We start from the raw sequence: 14,542 nt of genomic DNA, 5'->3' as shown, positions 1-14,542 counted from the left end.
GAAAACTCCATGCGTTTAGCAAAAGGATTGTTGGGCTTGCTGATGGCGCTGCCATTGCTGGCCTCGGCCGAAGAAATCGGTCAGGTGTCGACGGTGTTCAAGTTTGTCGGCCCGAACGACCGGATCGTCGTCGAAGCGTTCGATGATCCGAAGGTTGAAGGGGTGACCTGCTACCTGTCGCGCGCCAAGACTGGCGGCGTGAAGGGTGGTTTGGGTCTGGCTGAAGATCGCGCAGAGGCTTCGATCGCTTGCCGTCAGGTTGGGCCGATCAGGTTCAAGGGTGATCTGAAGGACGGTGATGAGGTGTTCAAGGAGCGCACCTCGCTGGTGTTCAAGACCATGCAAGTGGTGCGTTTTCTCGACAAGAAGCGCAATACGCTGGTGTATCTGGTCTACAGCGACCGCTTGATCGAAGGCAGTCCGCAGAATGCCGTGACTGCAATCCCGATCCTGCCATGGGTGCCGGTCCAGCAATAACCTCGCGAAACCAACTGTAGGAGTGAGCCTGATCCGGGCACACTCCTACATTTTTTTGCGCTGGATTTTGTTAAATCACAGGCAATAAAAAACCGACCCTAAGGTCGGTTTTTTAATGACTACGTCGATTAAGCAGCTTCTTTCAGCGCTTTAACGTGGCCATTCAGACGGCTCTTATGACGAGCAGCCTTGTTCTTGTGGATGATGCCTTTATCGGCCATGCGGTCGATTACTGGCACAGCCAGAACGTATGCAGCTTGAGCTTTTTCAGCGTCTTTTGCGTCGATGGCTTTAACTACATTCTTGATGTAGGTGCGAACCATGGAACGCAGGCTGGCGTTGTGGCTGCGACGCTTCTCAGCCTGTTTTGCACGTTTTTTGGCGGAAGGTGAGTTGGCCACCGTCGAGCTCCTCGAAAGACTTTTTAGGAAATAGCAAACAAAATAGGCCGCGAATCATGCCGATGAGTTGAAGTCTTGTCAAGGGCACTTGAAACGTTCCGCTAAGTGGTAGGTATAAAGAGGCGGGATATTTATTTCCGGCGCTTGACCTGTAAACTCGCGAGCTTTGGCTCTGTGCTGCTGCGGCGCGGAGTATCGCACAAGTAGGCGCTTTGTTCGCCTGCTGTTTATCGACAGGCACAAATTCCCTCAATGAATCTGCTCAAATCGTTGGCCGCCGTCAGCTCTATCACGATGCTTTCCCGGGTTTTAGGGTTTGTTCGTGACACGCTCATTGCCCGTACATTCGGCGCCGGGATGGCGACGGACGCCTTCTTTATTGCCTTCAAATTGCCCAATCTGCTGCGGCGGATCTTTGCCGAGGGCGCTTTCTCGCAGGCATTCGTGCCGATTCTGGCCGAATACAAAAGCCAGCAGGGCGAAGAGGCGACGCGTACGTTCATTGCTTACGTTTCAGGTTTGCTGACACTGGTACTGGCGATCGTCACTGCGCTGGGCATGATCGCCGCGCCCTGGGTGATCTGGGCCACGGCTCCCGGTTTCACCGACACGCCGGAAAAATTCCAGCTCACCTCCGATCTGCTGCGGGTGACGTTCCCCTATATATTGCTGATCTCGCTGTCATCGCTGGCCGGTGCGATTCTCAATACCTGGAACCGCTTCTCGGTGCCGGCGTTTGTGCCGACCCTGCTTAACGTCAGCATGATCGTCTTTGCGTTGTTCCTTACACCGTACTTCGATCCACCGGTCATGGCCCTTGGCTGGGCGGTGTTGGTCGGTGGTCTGGCGCAGTTGCTCTATCAACTGCCGCACCTGAAAAAGATCGGCATGCTGGTACTGCCGCGTCTGAATCTGCGCGATACCGGCGTATGGCGGGTGATGAAACAGATGCTGCCGGCGATTCTTGGCGTGTCGGTCAGCCAGATTTCGCTGATCATCAACACCATCTTCGCCTCGTTTCTGGTGGCGGGCTCGGTGTCGTGGATGTATTACGCCGATCGCCTGATGGAGTTGCCATCCGGTGTGCTGGGGGTGGCATTGGGTACGATTCTGCTGCCGACACTGGCCAAAACTTACGCCAGCAAGGATCGCCACGAGTATTCGCGGATTCTCGATTGGGGCCTGCGCCTGTGCTTCGTGCTGGTGCTGCCGTGTTCGCTGGCGCTGGGGATTCTCGCCGAACCGCTGACCGTTTCGCTGTTCCAGTACGGTCAGTTCAGTGGCTTCGACGCCGAAATGACGCAGCGCGCACTGATTGCCTATTCTGTCGGTCTGCTCGGCATTATCGTGATCAAAGTGCTGGCGCCGGGCTTTTACGCGCAACAGAACATCCGTACCCCGGTGAAAATCGCAATATTCACTCTGGTGGTTACCCAGTTGTTCAACCTGGTGCTGATCGGTCCGCTGGCGCATGCCGGTCTGGCCTTGGCGATCAGTGCGGGTGCGTGTCTGAACGCCGGACTGCTGTTCTATCAACTGCGCAAGCAGCAGATGTACCAGCCGCAGCCGGGCTGGGCCAAGTTTGGTTTCAAACTGGTGGTGGCGGTGGCGGTGATGTCCGTGGTGCTTTTGATCGGTATGCATTTCATGCCGCCATGGGATCAAGGGCACATGCTTGAGCGCTTCCTGCGTCTGGGCGCATTGGTTGCGGCGGGCGTAGTCGCTTATTTCGGTATGTTGCTGCTGCTCGGTTTCCGCTTGCGCGACTTCAATCGCAAGGCCTTGAGCTGAGGTTTTACCCTTTATGGATGGGCGCGGGCCGGCAGTTTTGTCGGCTCGATCACTTTGCGTTACGGTGTTGCCTGTCGTCGACCGTCGGGTGTGGTTATAATCGACCACTTTATGAGCAAGAAGCGCGTTATGCAGCTGGTTCGAGGCCTCCACAACTTGCGCCCCCAGCATCGGGGCTGCGTCGCCACTATTGGCAACTTTGACGGTGTTCACCGTGGTCACCAGGCTATCCTGGCCCGACTGCGTGAGCGTGCGCTCGAGTTGGGCGTACCCAGCTGCGTGGTGATTTTCGAGCCGCAGCCACGGGAATTCTTTGCCCCCGAGACCGCCCCGGCGCGTCTGGCGCGGTTGCGCGACAAGCTGCAACTGCTGGCCGCCGAAGGTGTCGACCGGGTGTTGTGCCTGGCCTTCAACCAGCGCTTGAGCAAGCTCAGCGCCAGTGAGTTCGTCGATACCATCCTGGTGGATGGCCTCGGTGTGCAACACCTGGAGGTCGGTGACGATTTCCGTTTCGGTTGCGACCGCCTCGGCGATTTCGATTTCCTGATGCAGGCCGGGCAGGTTCACGGTTTTACCGTCGAAGCCGCGCAAACCGTCGAGCTGGACGGCATTCGTGTCAGCAGCACGCAGGTGCGTAACGCGTTGGCCGCTGCCGATTTTGCCTTGGCCGAACGCTTGCTCGGCCGCCCGTACCGGATCGCCGGTCGCGTGCTGCACGGCCAGAAACTGGCCCGGCAACTGGGTACGCCCACTGCCAACATTCAACTCAAGCGTCGTCGCGTGCCGTTCACCGGGGTGTATCTGGTGGATGTCGATATCGACGGCAAGACCTGGCCCGGCGTCGCCAATATCGGCGTGCGGCCCACGGTACAAGGTGATGGCAAGGCCCACCTTGAAGTTCATCTTCTAGATTTTGCCGGCGATCTGTATGACCGGCGTTTGACGGTGGTTTTCCACCAAAAGCTGCGTGAAGAGCAGCGCTTCGCCTCTCTGGAGGCATTGAAAACGGCGATCAATGCGGATGTCGCCACCGCCCGTGCACTAGCCGCACCTAGCGCCCATCGCTAATGAAGAGCCTTAAATGACCGACTATAAAGCCACGCTTAACCTTCCGGACACCGCCTTCCCAATGAAGGCCGGCCTGCCACAGCGCGAACCGCAGATTCTGCAGCGCTGGGACAGTATTGGCCTGTACGGAAAGTTGCGCGAGATTGGCAAGGATCGTCCGAAGTTCGTTCTGCATGACGGCCCTCCGTATGCCAACGGCACGATCCACATCGGTCACGCACTGAACAAGATTCTCAAGGACATGATCATCCGCTCGAAGACCCTGTCGGGCTTCGACGCGCCGTATGTTCCGGGTTGGGACTGCCACGGCCTGCCGATCGAGCACAAGGTTGAAGTGACCCACGGCAAGAACCTCGGCGCGGACAAGACCCGCGAGCTTTGCCGTGCCTACGCCTCCGAGCAGATCGAAGGGCAGAAGTCCGAATTCATCCGCCTCGGCGTGCTGGGCGACTGGGCCAACCCGTACAAGACCATGGATTTCAAGAACGAGGCCGGTGAAATCCGCGCCCTCGCCGAAATCGTCAAGGGCGGTTTCGTGTTCAAGGGCCTCAAGCCTGTGAACTGGTGCTTCGACTGCGGTTCGGCCCTGGCTGAAGCGGAAGTCGAGTACGAGAACAAAAAGTCCTCGACCATCGACGTTGCGTTCCCGATCGCTGACGAAGCCAGACTGGCTGCCGCGTTCGGTCTGCCATCGTTGAGCAAACCGGCGTCGATCGTGATCTGGACCACCACCCCGTGGACCATTCCGGCCAACCAGGCGCTGAACGTTCACCCGGAGTTCAACTACGCCCTCGTCGACATCGGCGACAAGCTGCTGGTGCTGGCTGAAGAGCTGGTTGAAGCCTGCCTGGCGCGCTACGGCGTTGAAGGTTCGGTGATCGCCACCACCACCGGTAAAGAGCTGGAACTGATCAACTTCCGTCACCCGTTCTACGATCGTCTGTCGCCGGTGTACCTGGCTGACTACGTCGAACTGGGCGCTGGCACTGGCGTGGTTCACTCCGCTCCGGCCTACGGCGTGGACGACTTCGTGACCTGCAAGAAGTACGGCATGGTCAACGATGACATCCTCAATCCAGTGCAGAGCAACGGCGTGTACGTGCCATCGCTGGAATACTTCGGCGGCCAGTTCATCTGGAAGGCCAACCCGGCCATCGTCGACAAGCTGACCGAAGTCGGTGCGCTGATGCACACCACCGTCATCGAACACAGCTACATGCACTGCTGGCGCCACAAGACTCCGCTGATCTATCGCGCCACCGCGCAGTGGTTCATCGGCATGGACAAAGAGCCAACCAGCGGCGACACCCTGCGTGTGCGCTCGCTCAAAGCCATCGAAGACACCAAGTTCGTCCCGACCTGGGGCCAGGCGCGTCTGCACTCGATGATCGCCAACCGTCCTGACTGGTGCATCTCGCGTCAACGTAACTGGGGCGTGCCGATCCCGTTCTTCCTGAACAAGGAAAGCGGCGAACTGCACCCACGTACCGTTGAACTGATGGAAGAAGTCGCCAAACGCGTTGAAGTGGAAGGCATCGAAGCCTGGTTCAAGATGGACGCTGCCGAGCTGCTCGGCGACGAAGCGCCGCTGTACGACAAGATCAGCGACACCCTCGACGTCTGGTTCGATTCGGGCACCACGCACTGGCACGTCCTGCGCGGTTCGCACCCGATGGGTCACGAGAGCGGCCCGCGCGCCGACCTGTACCTGGAAGGTTCCGACCAACACCGTGGCTGGTTCCACTCGTCGCTGCTGACTGGTTGCGCCATCGACAACCACGCGCCGTACCGCGAACTGCTGACCCACGGTTTTACCGTCGACGAAGCCGGCCGCAAGATGTCCAAATCGCTGGGCAACGTGATCGCGCCGCAGAAAGTCAACGACACCCTGGGCGCCGACATCATGCGTCTGTGGGTTGCTTCGACCGACTACTCAGGTGAAATGGCGGTTTCCGACCAGATCCTGCAACGCAGTGCGGACGCCTATCGTCGTATCCGCAACACCGCGCGATTCCTGCTCTCGAACCTGAGCGGTTTCAACCCGGCCAGCGACATCCTGCCGGCGGAAGAAATGCTCGCGCTGGATCGTTGGGCGGTCGACCGCACCTTGCTGCTGCAACGCGAGCTGCAAGAGCACTACGGCGAATACCGTTTCTGGAACGTCTACTCGAAGATCCACAACTTCTGCGTGCAGGAGCTGGGCGGTTTCTACCTCGACATCATCAAGGACCGTCAGTACACCACTGGCGCCAACAGCAAGGCCCGCCGTTCGGCGCAAACCGCGCTGTTCCACATCTCCGAAGCGCTGGTGCGCTGGATCGCGCCGATCCTCGCCTTCACCGCCGACGAACTGTGGGAATACCTGCCGGGCGAGCGCAACGAATCGGTGATGCTCAACACCTGGTACGAAGGTCTGACCGAACTGCCGGCCGACGTTGAGCTGGGCCGCGACTACTGGGAACGCGTGATGGCGGTCAAAGTAGCGGTCAACAAAGAGATGGAAATCCAGCGCGCGGCGAAAGCCGTCGGTGGCAACCTGCAAGCCGAAGTGACGCTGTACGCCGAAGACGCGCTGAGCGCTGACCTGGCCAAGCTGAGCAACGAGCTGCGCTTTGTCTTGATCACCTCGACGGCCAGCGTGGCGCCTTTTGTTAGCGCACCTGAAGATGCGGTAACCACCGAAGTCAGCGGCCTGAAACTGAAGATCGTCAAATCGGCCTTCCCGAAATGCGCCCGTTGCTGGCACTGCCGCGAAGACGTCGGCGTGAACCCGGAGCATCCGGAAATCTGCGGCCGTTGCGTCGACAACATCAGCGGCGCTGGCGAGGTTCGTCACTATGCCTAATGCCGTTGGCCGTTTTGGACGGTTGAGCTGGCTCTGGTTGAGTTTGCTGGTTCTGGTCATTGACCAGGCCAGCAAGTTCTACTTCGAAGGCAAGCTCGAAATGTTCCAGCAGATCGTGATCATTCCCGATTACTTCAGCTGGACCCTGGCCTACAACACTGGCGCTGCGTTCAGCTTCCTGGCTGACAGCTCCGGCTGGCAGCGCTGGCTGTTCGCCCTGATCGCGATCGTGGTCAGCGCGGTGCTGGTGGTCTGGCTCAAGCGTCTGGGCCGCAACGAAACCTGGCTGGCCGTCGCTTTGGCGCTGGTGCTGGGCGGCGCGTTGGGTAATCTGTATGACCGCATTGCCCTCGGCCATGTGATCGATTTCATTCTGGTGCACTGGCAGAACCGTTGGTACTTCCCGGCGTTCAACTTCGCCGACAGCGCGATTACCGTTGGCGCGGTGATGCTGGCACTGGATATGTTCAAAACCAAGAAAACCGAAGAGGCCGTTCATGACTGAACAGGTATTGGCTGAGCAACGCATTGGCCAGAACACGGAAGTCACCTTGCACTTTGCATTGCGCCTGGAGAACGGCGACACCGTCGACAGCACGTTCGACAAAGCCCCGGCGACCTTCAGGGTCGGCGACGGCAACCTGTTGCCGGGTTTTGAGGCGGCGCTGTTCGGCTTCAAGGCCGGCGACAAGCGCACGCTGACCGTCGAGCCGGAAAACGCCTTCGGCCAGCCGAACCCGCAAAACGTGCAGATCATCCCGCGCTCGCAGTTCGTCGATATGGAGTTGTCAGCGGGTTTGCTGGTGATCTTCAACGATGCGGCCAATACTGAGCTGCCGGGTGTGGTGAAGGAATTCGATGACACGCAAGTGACCATCGACTTCAACCACCCGCTGGCCGGCAAGACGCTGACCTTTGACGTGGAAATCATTTCCGTCAAAGCGCTATAAAAATGTAGGAATGAGCCTTTGTGGCGAGGGGATTTATCCCCGTTGGGGTGCGAAGCGCCCCCTAACCAGGCACCGCAATTCTGAATGAATGCGCTGAAAGGTCGACGACTGCTACGCAGCCGAACGGGGATAAATCCCCTCGCCACAGAGAGCTGATCCCTACAATGGTTTTTCATTGTTTTCGCGCGCAAGACACGAGGCACAGCATGCAAATCAAACTCGCCAACCCCCGTGGCTTCTGCGCCGGCGTGGACCGGGCGATCGAAATCGTCAACCGCGCCCTGGAAGTCTTCGGGCCGCCGATCTACGTGCGTCATGAAGTGGTGCACAACAAGTTCGTCGTTGAAGACCTGCGCAGTCGCGGGGCGATCTTCGTCGAAGAGCTGGATCAGGTGCCGGACGACGTCATCGTCATCTTCAGTGCCCATGGCGTCTCCCAAGCCGTACGCACCGAAGCCGCCGGTCGTGGCCTGAAAGTGTTCGACGCAACGTGCCCGCTGGTGACCAAGGTGCACATCGAAGTGGCGAAATACAGCCGCGACGGTCGCGAGTGCATCCTGATCGGCCACGCCGGTCACCCGGAAGTCGAAGGCACCATGGGCCAATACGACGCCAGCAATGGCGGCGCGATCTACCTCGTCGAAGACGAGAAAGACGTTGCCGCGTTGCAGGTGCACAACCCGGAAAAACTGGCTTTCGTGACCCAGACCACGCTGTCGATGGACGACACCAGTCGCGTCATCGATGCCTTGCGCACGCGCTTCCCGGCCATCGGTGGCCCGCGCAAGGACGACATCTGCTACGCCACACAAAACCGTCAGGACGCGGTCAAGCAATTGGCCGACGAGTGCGACGTAGTGCTGGTGGTCGGCAGTCCGAACAGCTCCAACTCCAACCGCTTGCGTGAACTGGCCGAACGCATGGCTACGCCGGCCTATCTGATCGACGGTGCCGAAGACCTGCAGAAAAGCTGGTTCGATGGCGTTGAACGGATTGGCATCACTGCGGGTGCATCTGCGCCGGAAGTACTGGTGCGTGGCGTGATCCAGCAACTGCAAGCCTGGGGGGCGACCGGTGCCGACGAGCTGGCGGGTCGCGAAGAGAACATCACCTTCTCGATGCCTAAAGAGCTGCGCGTCCGTTCGATTTGACCCTTTCGGCTTTCTGACACAGCGCCTGCACGGTTTTCACACTGCTCAGGCGCACACGACCGGTCGCAGCCAGCACCACCTGGAGCTGGCTGACCGGCTCGTGAGCCGAGCAAATATGTAGCGTCCCTGCCTGAAATGCCCGCTCGGGCATCAGTGGTTGCCCCAGACTGCTGAACCGCACATATCGGCTCACTGCCCAATTGCCCACCACTGGCACCTGCGCATCACTGGCGTGCTCGCGCAATAACGGATTGCTCGCGTCTTGCGGCCCCTTGCCGCTGATATCCAGAATGATCCGCCAGCCTTGGCTCCAGTCGCCGTTGATGCCATGGATCACCACGCTCTGATTGTGTGTGATCGCCATCGATCGGGCGTTGCGAATACCGTCGAGCAACGACTGCGCAGCCACCTCCCGATGGCTGGATGCCTTGAGCGTGGCAAATGCCGGACTGACCAGCAGCAGAACAATTGCGCCAATCGCCAGTCCCATAAGCAGTTCGATCAGGCTGAAACCCTGTTGCGACATGAAAACTCCCTCCCTGGAGCGTGATGAAAGGCGCGATCCGTGCGCCAGGCAGGACAAATCAACCGACACAGGTCGGTCGAATGTTCTAGCGTGTAGAAGCAGGTATAGCCGACGGCAACGGAGGGCATCGATGGATCTTCGTACAAAAGGTTTCACGCTGGTCGAGTTGCTGGCCGCGATTGCTATCTTCGTGATCCTTGTCACCCTGGCGGTGCCGGCGTTCACCAGTTCCATTCAGCGCAGCAAGGCCGATACCGAGGTGGGCGACCTGCAACGCGCAATCAGTTTCACCAGGCTCGAAGCGATTGATCGCGGCACCACCTTGCGCCTGCGCCCGACGGCGGGGGGCAGCGTCTGGACCGGTGAATTGTCGGTCTACGACAGTACTGGCACGCCGGCCAATGTATTGCGGGTTGTTCCAGCGATGAGCAGCGGCGCCACTCTGACGCTAACCTCTGGGGTGACTGCGCTGGATTTCAATAACCTCGGCGGTCTGGCGGCACCTTCGACGGCGGTGGTCATCAGTTACATGCTGGGAACGCAAAGCAGGACGCTGAACGTGTGTCTGAACGGACGAATTCAATTGGGTGGAAGTTGCGGATGAGGGCAGGGAGCAAGCACGCACAGGAGGGCATGACGCTGATCGAGGTGCTGGTCGCGTTGTTGATCCTGACGGTAGGGCTGTTGGGCGCGGCGGCGGTGCAACTGAATGCGCTGAAGTACACCGACAGTTCGCGCATGACCAGTCAGGCCAGTTTCATCGCCTACGACATGATGGACCGCATCCGTGCCAACTCCGGTGCCGACTACACCGTCACGCCACCGACCTCGGGCAACCTCAGTGTTGCGCGGGATCAGGACCTCTACGACTTCACCAGCAACATCGTCAACTTCGGTGGCCCGACCGCCACGGGCAGCATCACCCTCAATCAACGCGTGTACACCATCACCATTACCTGGAGTGATGCGCGCGCAGCCAACACCGCCAGTGCCCCGCGCAGTTTCGTGCTGAGCAGCCGTGCCGCGGTTGATCCGGTGGCGACGCCATGAACCGTCATGCGCGTGGTTTCGGCCTGATCGAGTTGCTGATTGCTTTGGCGCTGGGGCTGATTGTGGTGCTCGGCGTGGTGCAGACGTTCATCGCTGCAAAAAACACCTATGTCAGCCAGAACAGCGCCGCTGCGATGCAGGAAGACGCGCGTTTCCTGCTGAGTAAAATGATCCAGGAAATTCGCATGGTGGGGATGTTCGGTTGCCTTGGCACTATCACCGATTCGAGTACGGCGGGGGATTTCAACGCCGCGCAAATCACCCCGATCAGTTGGGACAATGCCAACCTTAAACTGACGCTGGTGACGGCGGATGTCGGTGGCAGCGGCGGCACGCCGACCTGGACGGTGGTTTCCGATTGCCGTAACACCTCGACCGCTTACACCGGTTTGCGCAGCCCGGCGACCGGGCAAATCGCCTTCCCGATCCGGCGTCTGCTCTACAGTTTCAGCAACAACCAGATCCTGATGGGCACTGGCAGCGGCACGCCGACCCAGCAGGTACTGATCAACAACGTCAGCGCTTTCACCGTGACCTTCGGCCTGGCCAGTTCGGCGACCGATGTGGCAGCTTCGACCTACAGCGCCAACCCCAGTGATCCGGCGCGCATTCGCAGTGTGCGCCTGAGCCTGACCCTCACCGACCCCAACAGCCGGGTCGCCGCGCAAACCTTCAACGTGGTTGCCGCTTTGCGCAACCGTCTGCAATGAGGGGCGTAACGATGAGGCGCTCTCTGCACAGGCGTCAGGCGCAGCGCGGGATGATATTGCTGGTCACGCTGGTGTTCCTGTTGTTGCTCACGGTGATCGGCCTGTCGTCGATGCAAAGCGCCAATCTGCAGGAAAAGATGGCTGGTAGCGTGAGCCTGCGCAATCAATCGTTCCAGACCGCCGAGGCGGCGTTGCGCGTAGGTGAAAGTGCGGTGCAACTGGACAACTACACGCTGGCGGTGTGCAGCGGCACCACGCAATGTGCGCCACCGGCGGAATCGTCAGTGGTCAGCGCTGCGGGGCTCAACTCGACGTCCGGCGTCACCTGGATCGCTGCCGGCAACGGCTTTTACGGGGTACAGAACATCGGCACGACCCTTACCGCCGTGAACGTGCCGAGCAATACCTCGGCGACCTTGTATCGAGTGACCGCTGTCGGCATCGCCGGCACTTCGCGTAGCGTTGTGGAGAGTGTTTATGCGAAGTATTAAACGCTGCCGGTCACTGCTGATCGGCATGCTGCTGAGTTTTTATCTGGCAGCGCCGGCCTATGCGTTCACGCCGTCCGATTCGCCGTTGCTGAGTGCAGCAGCGGTACCACCGAACGTGATGTTGCTGATCGACGATTCAGGGAGCATGAACAGCATTATCTACGCGGCCGGTTTTGATCCGACGGTCGATCGCACGCCGGCCCGGCAATGCAACGCGTTGCTCGGGTTATGCCTGAGTTCGACAACGATTACCGGCGACCCGATATTCCTTTCCAGCCTGCCGACTGCCGGCTGCTCCGGCGGCGCCTATGCCTTCTACAACAACAGCCTCGCGCCCCTGTGCCTGAAACTGCCAGACCCGGTGGGCAGCGGTAACACCCGCTATACCGGCGATTACATCTCCTATGTGGTCAGCCTCGCCATCAACAATGGCACGCGCGATTTCACCACGGGGGCGATCCCCAACGATTACCGGATCAACGTTGCGCGTAACGTTTCCACCGCACTGGTCACCAGCAACCGCACATTGCGCATGGGCCTGTCGACGTTCAACCCGGTCACCAGCAACAACTCCGGCAATGGCGGTTACATCGCCCGGGCGATCAGCGATCTGTCACCGGTATCCGGCAGCGTCACTCAGGCCCAGGCGGATACCAACTACAACGCGCTGATCTCATCGATCAACGCGTTGAGCGCCGTGGCCAACACGCCGTTGGCGGAAACCTATTACGAGATCACCCGCTACATGCGCGGCATGGCGCCGTACTACAACAGCACGCCAACAACCTACACCAGCCCGATCCAGTATCGCTGCCAGAAAAACTACGGCGTGGTGATCACCGACGGCTTACCCACCTTCGACCGAACCTTCCCGACCAACGATCCGCTGGGCGGCAGTCGTCTACCGAACTGGGATGGCATCAACAATGACGGCAACAACCTCAATGGCGACAACGAAGGCGACACGCTGTATCTGGACGACATCGCCAAGTTCGCGTTCGACATCGACATGCGTTGGACCGGCACCGATGCCGCCGGCAAGAGCTGGAACGCAGTGGATTTTCCCAAGCAGAACATGAACACCTACACCGTGGGCTTCACCGCTGCCAATGACATGCTCTCGGATGCCGCCAGTTACGGACAGGGCAAGTATTACCAGGCGACCGACAGCACTGGACTCAACGCCGCGTTGTCGTCCGCCTTGAGTGATATCACCTCCAAGGCCGGTTCCGGCGGCAGTGGCGTCACCAGCGGCACCACGCTCGCCAGCGGCACCAGCTATTTTCAGACCAGCTACGACCCCAAGGACTGGCGCGGCACGATCAAGTCATTCGGCTTCACTGCGGCCGGTGCGGTGAATACGTCGACGACACTCTGGACCACTGATACGACCATCGTTCCGGGCGCCACCGCACCGACCTATCAATCGTGGAACACCACCAGCAACGCTGCAGTAACCCTGGCCTACGGCAACTTTTCCGCCACTCAGCAGACCACGCTCGGTCAGAGTCTGCCCACCGGCATCAGCGGCAATGATCTGGTGGAGTGGAGCAAAGGCACCAACAAGACCGGGCTCAAGGTGCGCAGCGTGCTGCTCGGCGACATCATCAACTCGCCGTTGGTACTGGCGTCGCCTTCTGACAAGACCGCCTCTGACCTGTCGGGCGATACGACTTACACCTCCTACCTGAGCACCAAAGCGGCAAACATGAATGCCAGTCTGGTGGCGAACGCCAACGACGGCTTCGTCAACGTCATCAACTCGGCCAACGGCACCCGGCGTTATGCCTACATGCCTTCCAGTGTGTTGCCGTCGTTGCGTTTTATCGCCGATCCAACTTACATCAACGGTGTCAGCCACAAGTTTCTGGTAGATGGGCAGGTCGCCGTGTATGACGCCCAACTCAACAGCGCATGGAAAACCCTTGCTATCGGCGGTACGGGGGCAGGGGGCAGGACGTTCTATGCACTGCAATTGTTCGACGCCTCGGCGGGCAACGTTTTGCGCGCGTTGTGGGAGGTCAGTGCACCCACGACCGCCAACACTGCCAATGTGTTTAATGATCTGGGTTATGCCTATGCCCGCCCGGAAGTGGCACGCTTGGCCGATGGTCGCTGGGCGGCGTTCATTTCCAACGGTTACGGCAGCAACTCCGGAGTGGCAGCGCTGTATGTCCTGGATGTACGCGACGGTTCGCTGATCAAGAAAATCGTTATCGACAGCACGGAAACCACCAACGGCTTGTCCTCGGTAAAGCTCAAGGTCAACTCCTCGAACGTGGTCCAGGCCGCCTATGGCGGCGACTTGAAAGGGCGGCTGTGGAAGTTCGATCTGAGCGCGACGTCCACCGATAGCTGGGGCGTAGCGTTTTCCGGGAAGCCGTTGTTCACCGCGGCGGGCGGCGCAACTCAGCCGATCACCACGCAGCCGTTGCTGGCGGATAACTCATTGGGCGGCAAACAGATCTTTGTCGGAACCGGCAAGTTCAACGAAACGGCCGACAAGACCAACAAGGATTTGCAGGCGTTCTATTCGGTGTGGGATGCCGATGGTGGTTCGGGGCAACTCACCGTCAGCAGTTTGCAGGCGCAGGCGGTCACGGGCGTGTTCTCGGGGACTGGTGGTCAGTTCGTCACTACCACGCAAAACGACACAACGTACCCTGCAGAAAAGGGCTGGTACCTGCCGTTGGTGTATAACAACGCGTTGATCGGTGAGCGGGTGATCAATCAGGCCAGCCTGGTTCTGGGACGTATCCTCTTCACCACGGCGAGTGTGGATACCACCGATCCCTGTTCGAGTTTTGGCACGGGCAAACTGGTCGAAACCGATGCATTCAGCGGTAAGATGCTCAACTATGCAGTGCTCGATACCAACGGCGATGGCGTGGTCGACAGCAACGACACGATTTCCAGTGGTGTGATATTCACGGGTGGCATCCCGACCCTGAACGCTGTCGTCAACGGCGCGACGCGCAAGATTTTCAACGATTCCAGCGGCAACATCACCACCTTGGTGGAAAAGGGCGGCGGCGGTAGCCGTCGTATCATGTGGCGACAAATACAGTAAGCGAGAGTTTGA

The 14,542-nt window shown here is 59.4% G+C and carries 14 protein-coding genes; 12 read left to right on the top strand and 2 right to left on the bottom strand.

What is annotated here, in order from left to right:
- The first annotated feature begins 9 nt into the window (after positions 1–9).
- On the top strand, positions 10–477 hold the full coding sequence (locus QOL84_RS23000) for a CreA family protein (protein ID WP_016986204.1): 468 nt from the start codon (positions 10–12) through the stop codon (positions 475–477).
- A gap of 128 nt (positions 478–605) precedes the next feature.
- Here the strand turns inward: QOL84_RS23000 and rpsT are convergent, their stop codons facing one another.
- Complete coding sequence (gene rpsT / locus QOL84_RS22995; RefSeq protein WP_003228351.1) at positions 606–878, bottom strand: 30S ribosomal protein S20; 273 nt, start codon at positions 876–878, stop codon at positions 606–608.
- A gap of 252 nt (positions 879–1,130) precedes the next feature.
- On the opposite strand from rpsT, the gene murJ reads away from it, so the two are divergent.
- From murJ to ispH, 6 genes are all read left to right on the top strand, one after another.
- On the top strand, positions 1,131–2,669 hold the full coding sequence (murJ, locus tag QOL84_RS22990) for a murein biosynthesis integral membrane protein MurJ (RefSeq protein ID WP_283438723.1): 1,539 nt from the start codon (positions 1,131–1,133) through the stop codon (positions 2,667–2,669).
- A gap of 129 nt (positions 2,670–2,798) precedes the next feature.
- Entirely contained in the window at positions 2,799–3,737 is a 939-nt protein-coding gene (ribF, locus tag QOL84_RS22985; RefSeq protein ID WP_038361708.1) for a bifunctional riboflavin kinase/FAD synthetase, read from the top strand.
- Between the two features lie 13 nt (positions 3,738–3,750).
- The gene (gene ileS, locus QOL84_RS22980; RefSeq protein ID WP_283438722.1) at positions 3,751–6,582 is read left to right on the top strand and encodes an isoleucine--tRNA ligase; all 2,832 of its coding nucleotides are present in this window, start codon (positions 3,751–3,753) and stop codon (positions 6,580–6,582) included.
- A complete protein-coding gene (lspA, locus tag QOL84_RS22975) occupies positions 6,575–7,087 on the top strand; it encodes a signal peptidase II (RefSeq protein ID WP_053123968.1) in 513 nt (170 codons plus the stop codon). Before ileS ends, lspA begins: the two co-directional genes overlap by 8 nt.
- Before the next feature lie 7 nt (positions 7,088–7,094).
- Complete coding sequence (gene fkpB / locus QOL84_RS22970) at positions 7,095–7,532, top strand: FKBP-type peptidyl-prolyl cis-trans isomerase (protein ID WP_283439469.1); 438 nt, start codon at positions 7,095–7,097, stop codon at positions 7,530–7,532.
- A gap of 206 nt (positions 7,533–7,738) precedes the next feature.
- A complete protein-coding gene (ispH, locus tag QOL84_RS22965; protein WP_129395575.1) occupies positions 7,739–8,683 on the top strand; it encodes a 4-hydroxy-3-methylbut-2-enyl diphosphate reductase in 945 nt (314 codons plus the stop codon).
- Here ispH and QOL84_RS22960 read toward each other — a convergent pair.
- Positions 8,655–9,209, bottom strand: a complete 555-nt coding sequence (locus QOL84_RS22960) for a GspH/FimT family pseudopilin (RefSeq protein WP_283438721.1) — start codon at positions 9,207–9,209, stop codon at positions 8,655–8,657. The genes ispH and QOL84_RS22960 overlap by 29 nt on opposite strands.
- A gap of 130 nt (positions 9,210–9,339) precedes the next feature.
- On the opposite strand from QOL84_RS22960, the gene QOL84_RS22955 reads away from it, so the two are divergent.
- The 5 genes from QOL84_RS22955 to QOL84_RS22935 are packed head-to-tail and all read left to right on the top strand — an operon-like array spanning position 9,340 to position 14,530.
- A complete protein-coding gene (locus tag QOL84_RS22955) occupies positions 9,340–9,813 on the top strand; it encodes a GspH/FimT family pseudopilin (protein ID WP_283438720.1) in 474 nt (157 codons plus the stop codon).
- Complete coding sequence (gene pilV / locus QOL84_RS22950; RefSeq protein WP_283438719.1) at positions 9,810–10,259, top strand: type IV pilus modification protein PilV; 450 nt, start codon at positions 9,810–9,812, stop codon at positions 10,257–10,259. The genes QOL84_RS22955 and pilV overlap by 4 nt, the downstream gene beginning before the upstream one ends.
- Positions 10,256–10,969, top strand: coding sequence for a PilW family protein (locus tag QOL84_RS22945; protein WP_283438718.1), 714 nt, complete (start codon positions 10,256–10,258; stop codon positions 10,967–10,969). Before pilV ends, QOL84_RS22945 begins: the two co-directional genes overlap by 4 nt.
- A gap of 11 nt (positions 10,970–10,980) precedes the next feature.
- A complete protein-coding gene (locus tag QOL84_RS22940; RefSeq protein ID WP_283438717.1) occupies positions 10,981–11,460 on the top strand; it encodes a pilus assembly PilX family protein in 480 nt (159 codons plus the stop codon).
- Positions 11,447–14,530, top strand: a complete 3,084-nt coding sequence (locus QOL84_RS22935; protein WP_283438716.1) for a pilus assembly protein — start codon at positions 11,447–11,449, stop codon at positions 14,528–14,530. The genes QOL84_RS22940 and QOL84_RS22935 overlap by 14 nt, the downstream gene beginning before the upstream one ends.
- The last annotated feature ends 12 nt before the right edge of the window (positions 14,531–14,542 follow it).

Source organism: Pseudomonas helmanticensis, from assembly GCF_900182985.1.
GTDB lineage: Bacteria > Pseudomonadota > Gammaproteobacteria > Pseudomonadales > Pseudomonadaceae > Aquipseudomonas > Aquipseudomonas helmanticensis.
Note: the sequence above shows the minus strand (reverse complement) of the source record. Positions and strands in the feature narration are given on the sequence as shown.

Excerpts from the sequence above, each read along its gene's own strand:
- lspA (WP_053123968.1), top strand. The coding sequence starts at position 6,575 with ATGCCTAATGCCGTTGGCCGTTTTGGACGGTTGAGCTGGCTCTGGTTG.
- ileS (WP_283438722.1), top strand. The coding sequence starts at position 3,751 with ATGACCGACTATAAAGCCACGCTTAACCTTCCGGACACCGCCTTCCCA.
- QOL84_RS22940 (WP_283438717.1), top strand. The coding sequence starts at position 10,981 with ATGAGGCGCTCTCTGCACAGGCGTCAGGCGCAGCGCGGGATGATATTG.
- murJ (WP_283438723.1), top strand. The coding sequence starts at position 1,131 with ATGAATCTGCTCAAATCGTTGGCCGCCGTCAGCTCTATCACGATGCTT.
- pilV (WP_283438719.1), top strand. The coding sequence starts at position 9,810 with ATGAGGGCAGGGAGCAAGCACGCACAGGAGGGCATGACGCTGATCGAG.
- QOL84_RS22955 (WP_283438720.1), top strand. The coding sequence starts at position 9,340 with ATGGATCTTCGTACAAAAGGTTTCACGCTGGTCGAGTTGCTGGCCGCG.
- QOL84_RS23000 (WP_016986204.1), top strand. The coding sequence starts at position 10 with ATGCGTTTAGCAAAAGGATTGTTGGGCTTGCTGATGGCGCTGCCATTG.
- ispH (WP_129395575.1), top strand. The coding sequence starts at position 7,739 with ATGCAAATCAAACTCGCCAACCCCCGTGGCTTCTGCGCCGGCGTGGAC.
- QOL84_RS22960 (WP_283438721.1), bottom strand. The coding sequence starts at position 9,209 with ATGTCGCAACAGGGTTTCAGCCTGATCGAACTGCTTATGGGACTGGCG.
- QOL84_RS22935 (WP_283438716.1), top strand. The coding sequence starts at position 11,447 with ATGCGAAGTATTAAACGCTGCCGGTCACTGCTGATCGGCATGCTGCTG.
- ribF (WP_038361708.1), top strand. The coding sequence starts at position 2,799 with ATGCAGCTGGTTCGAGGCCTCCACAACTTGCGCCCCCAGCATCGGGGC.
- QOL84_RS22945 (WP_283438718.1), top strand. The coding sequence starts at position 10,256 with ATGAACCGTCATGCGCGTGGTTTCGGCCTGATCGAGTTGCTGATTGCT.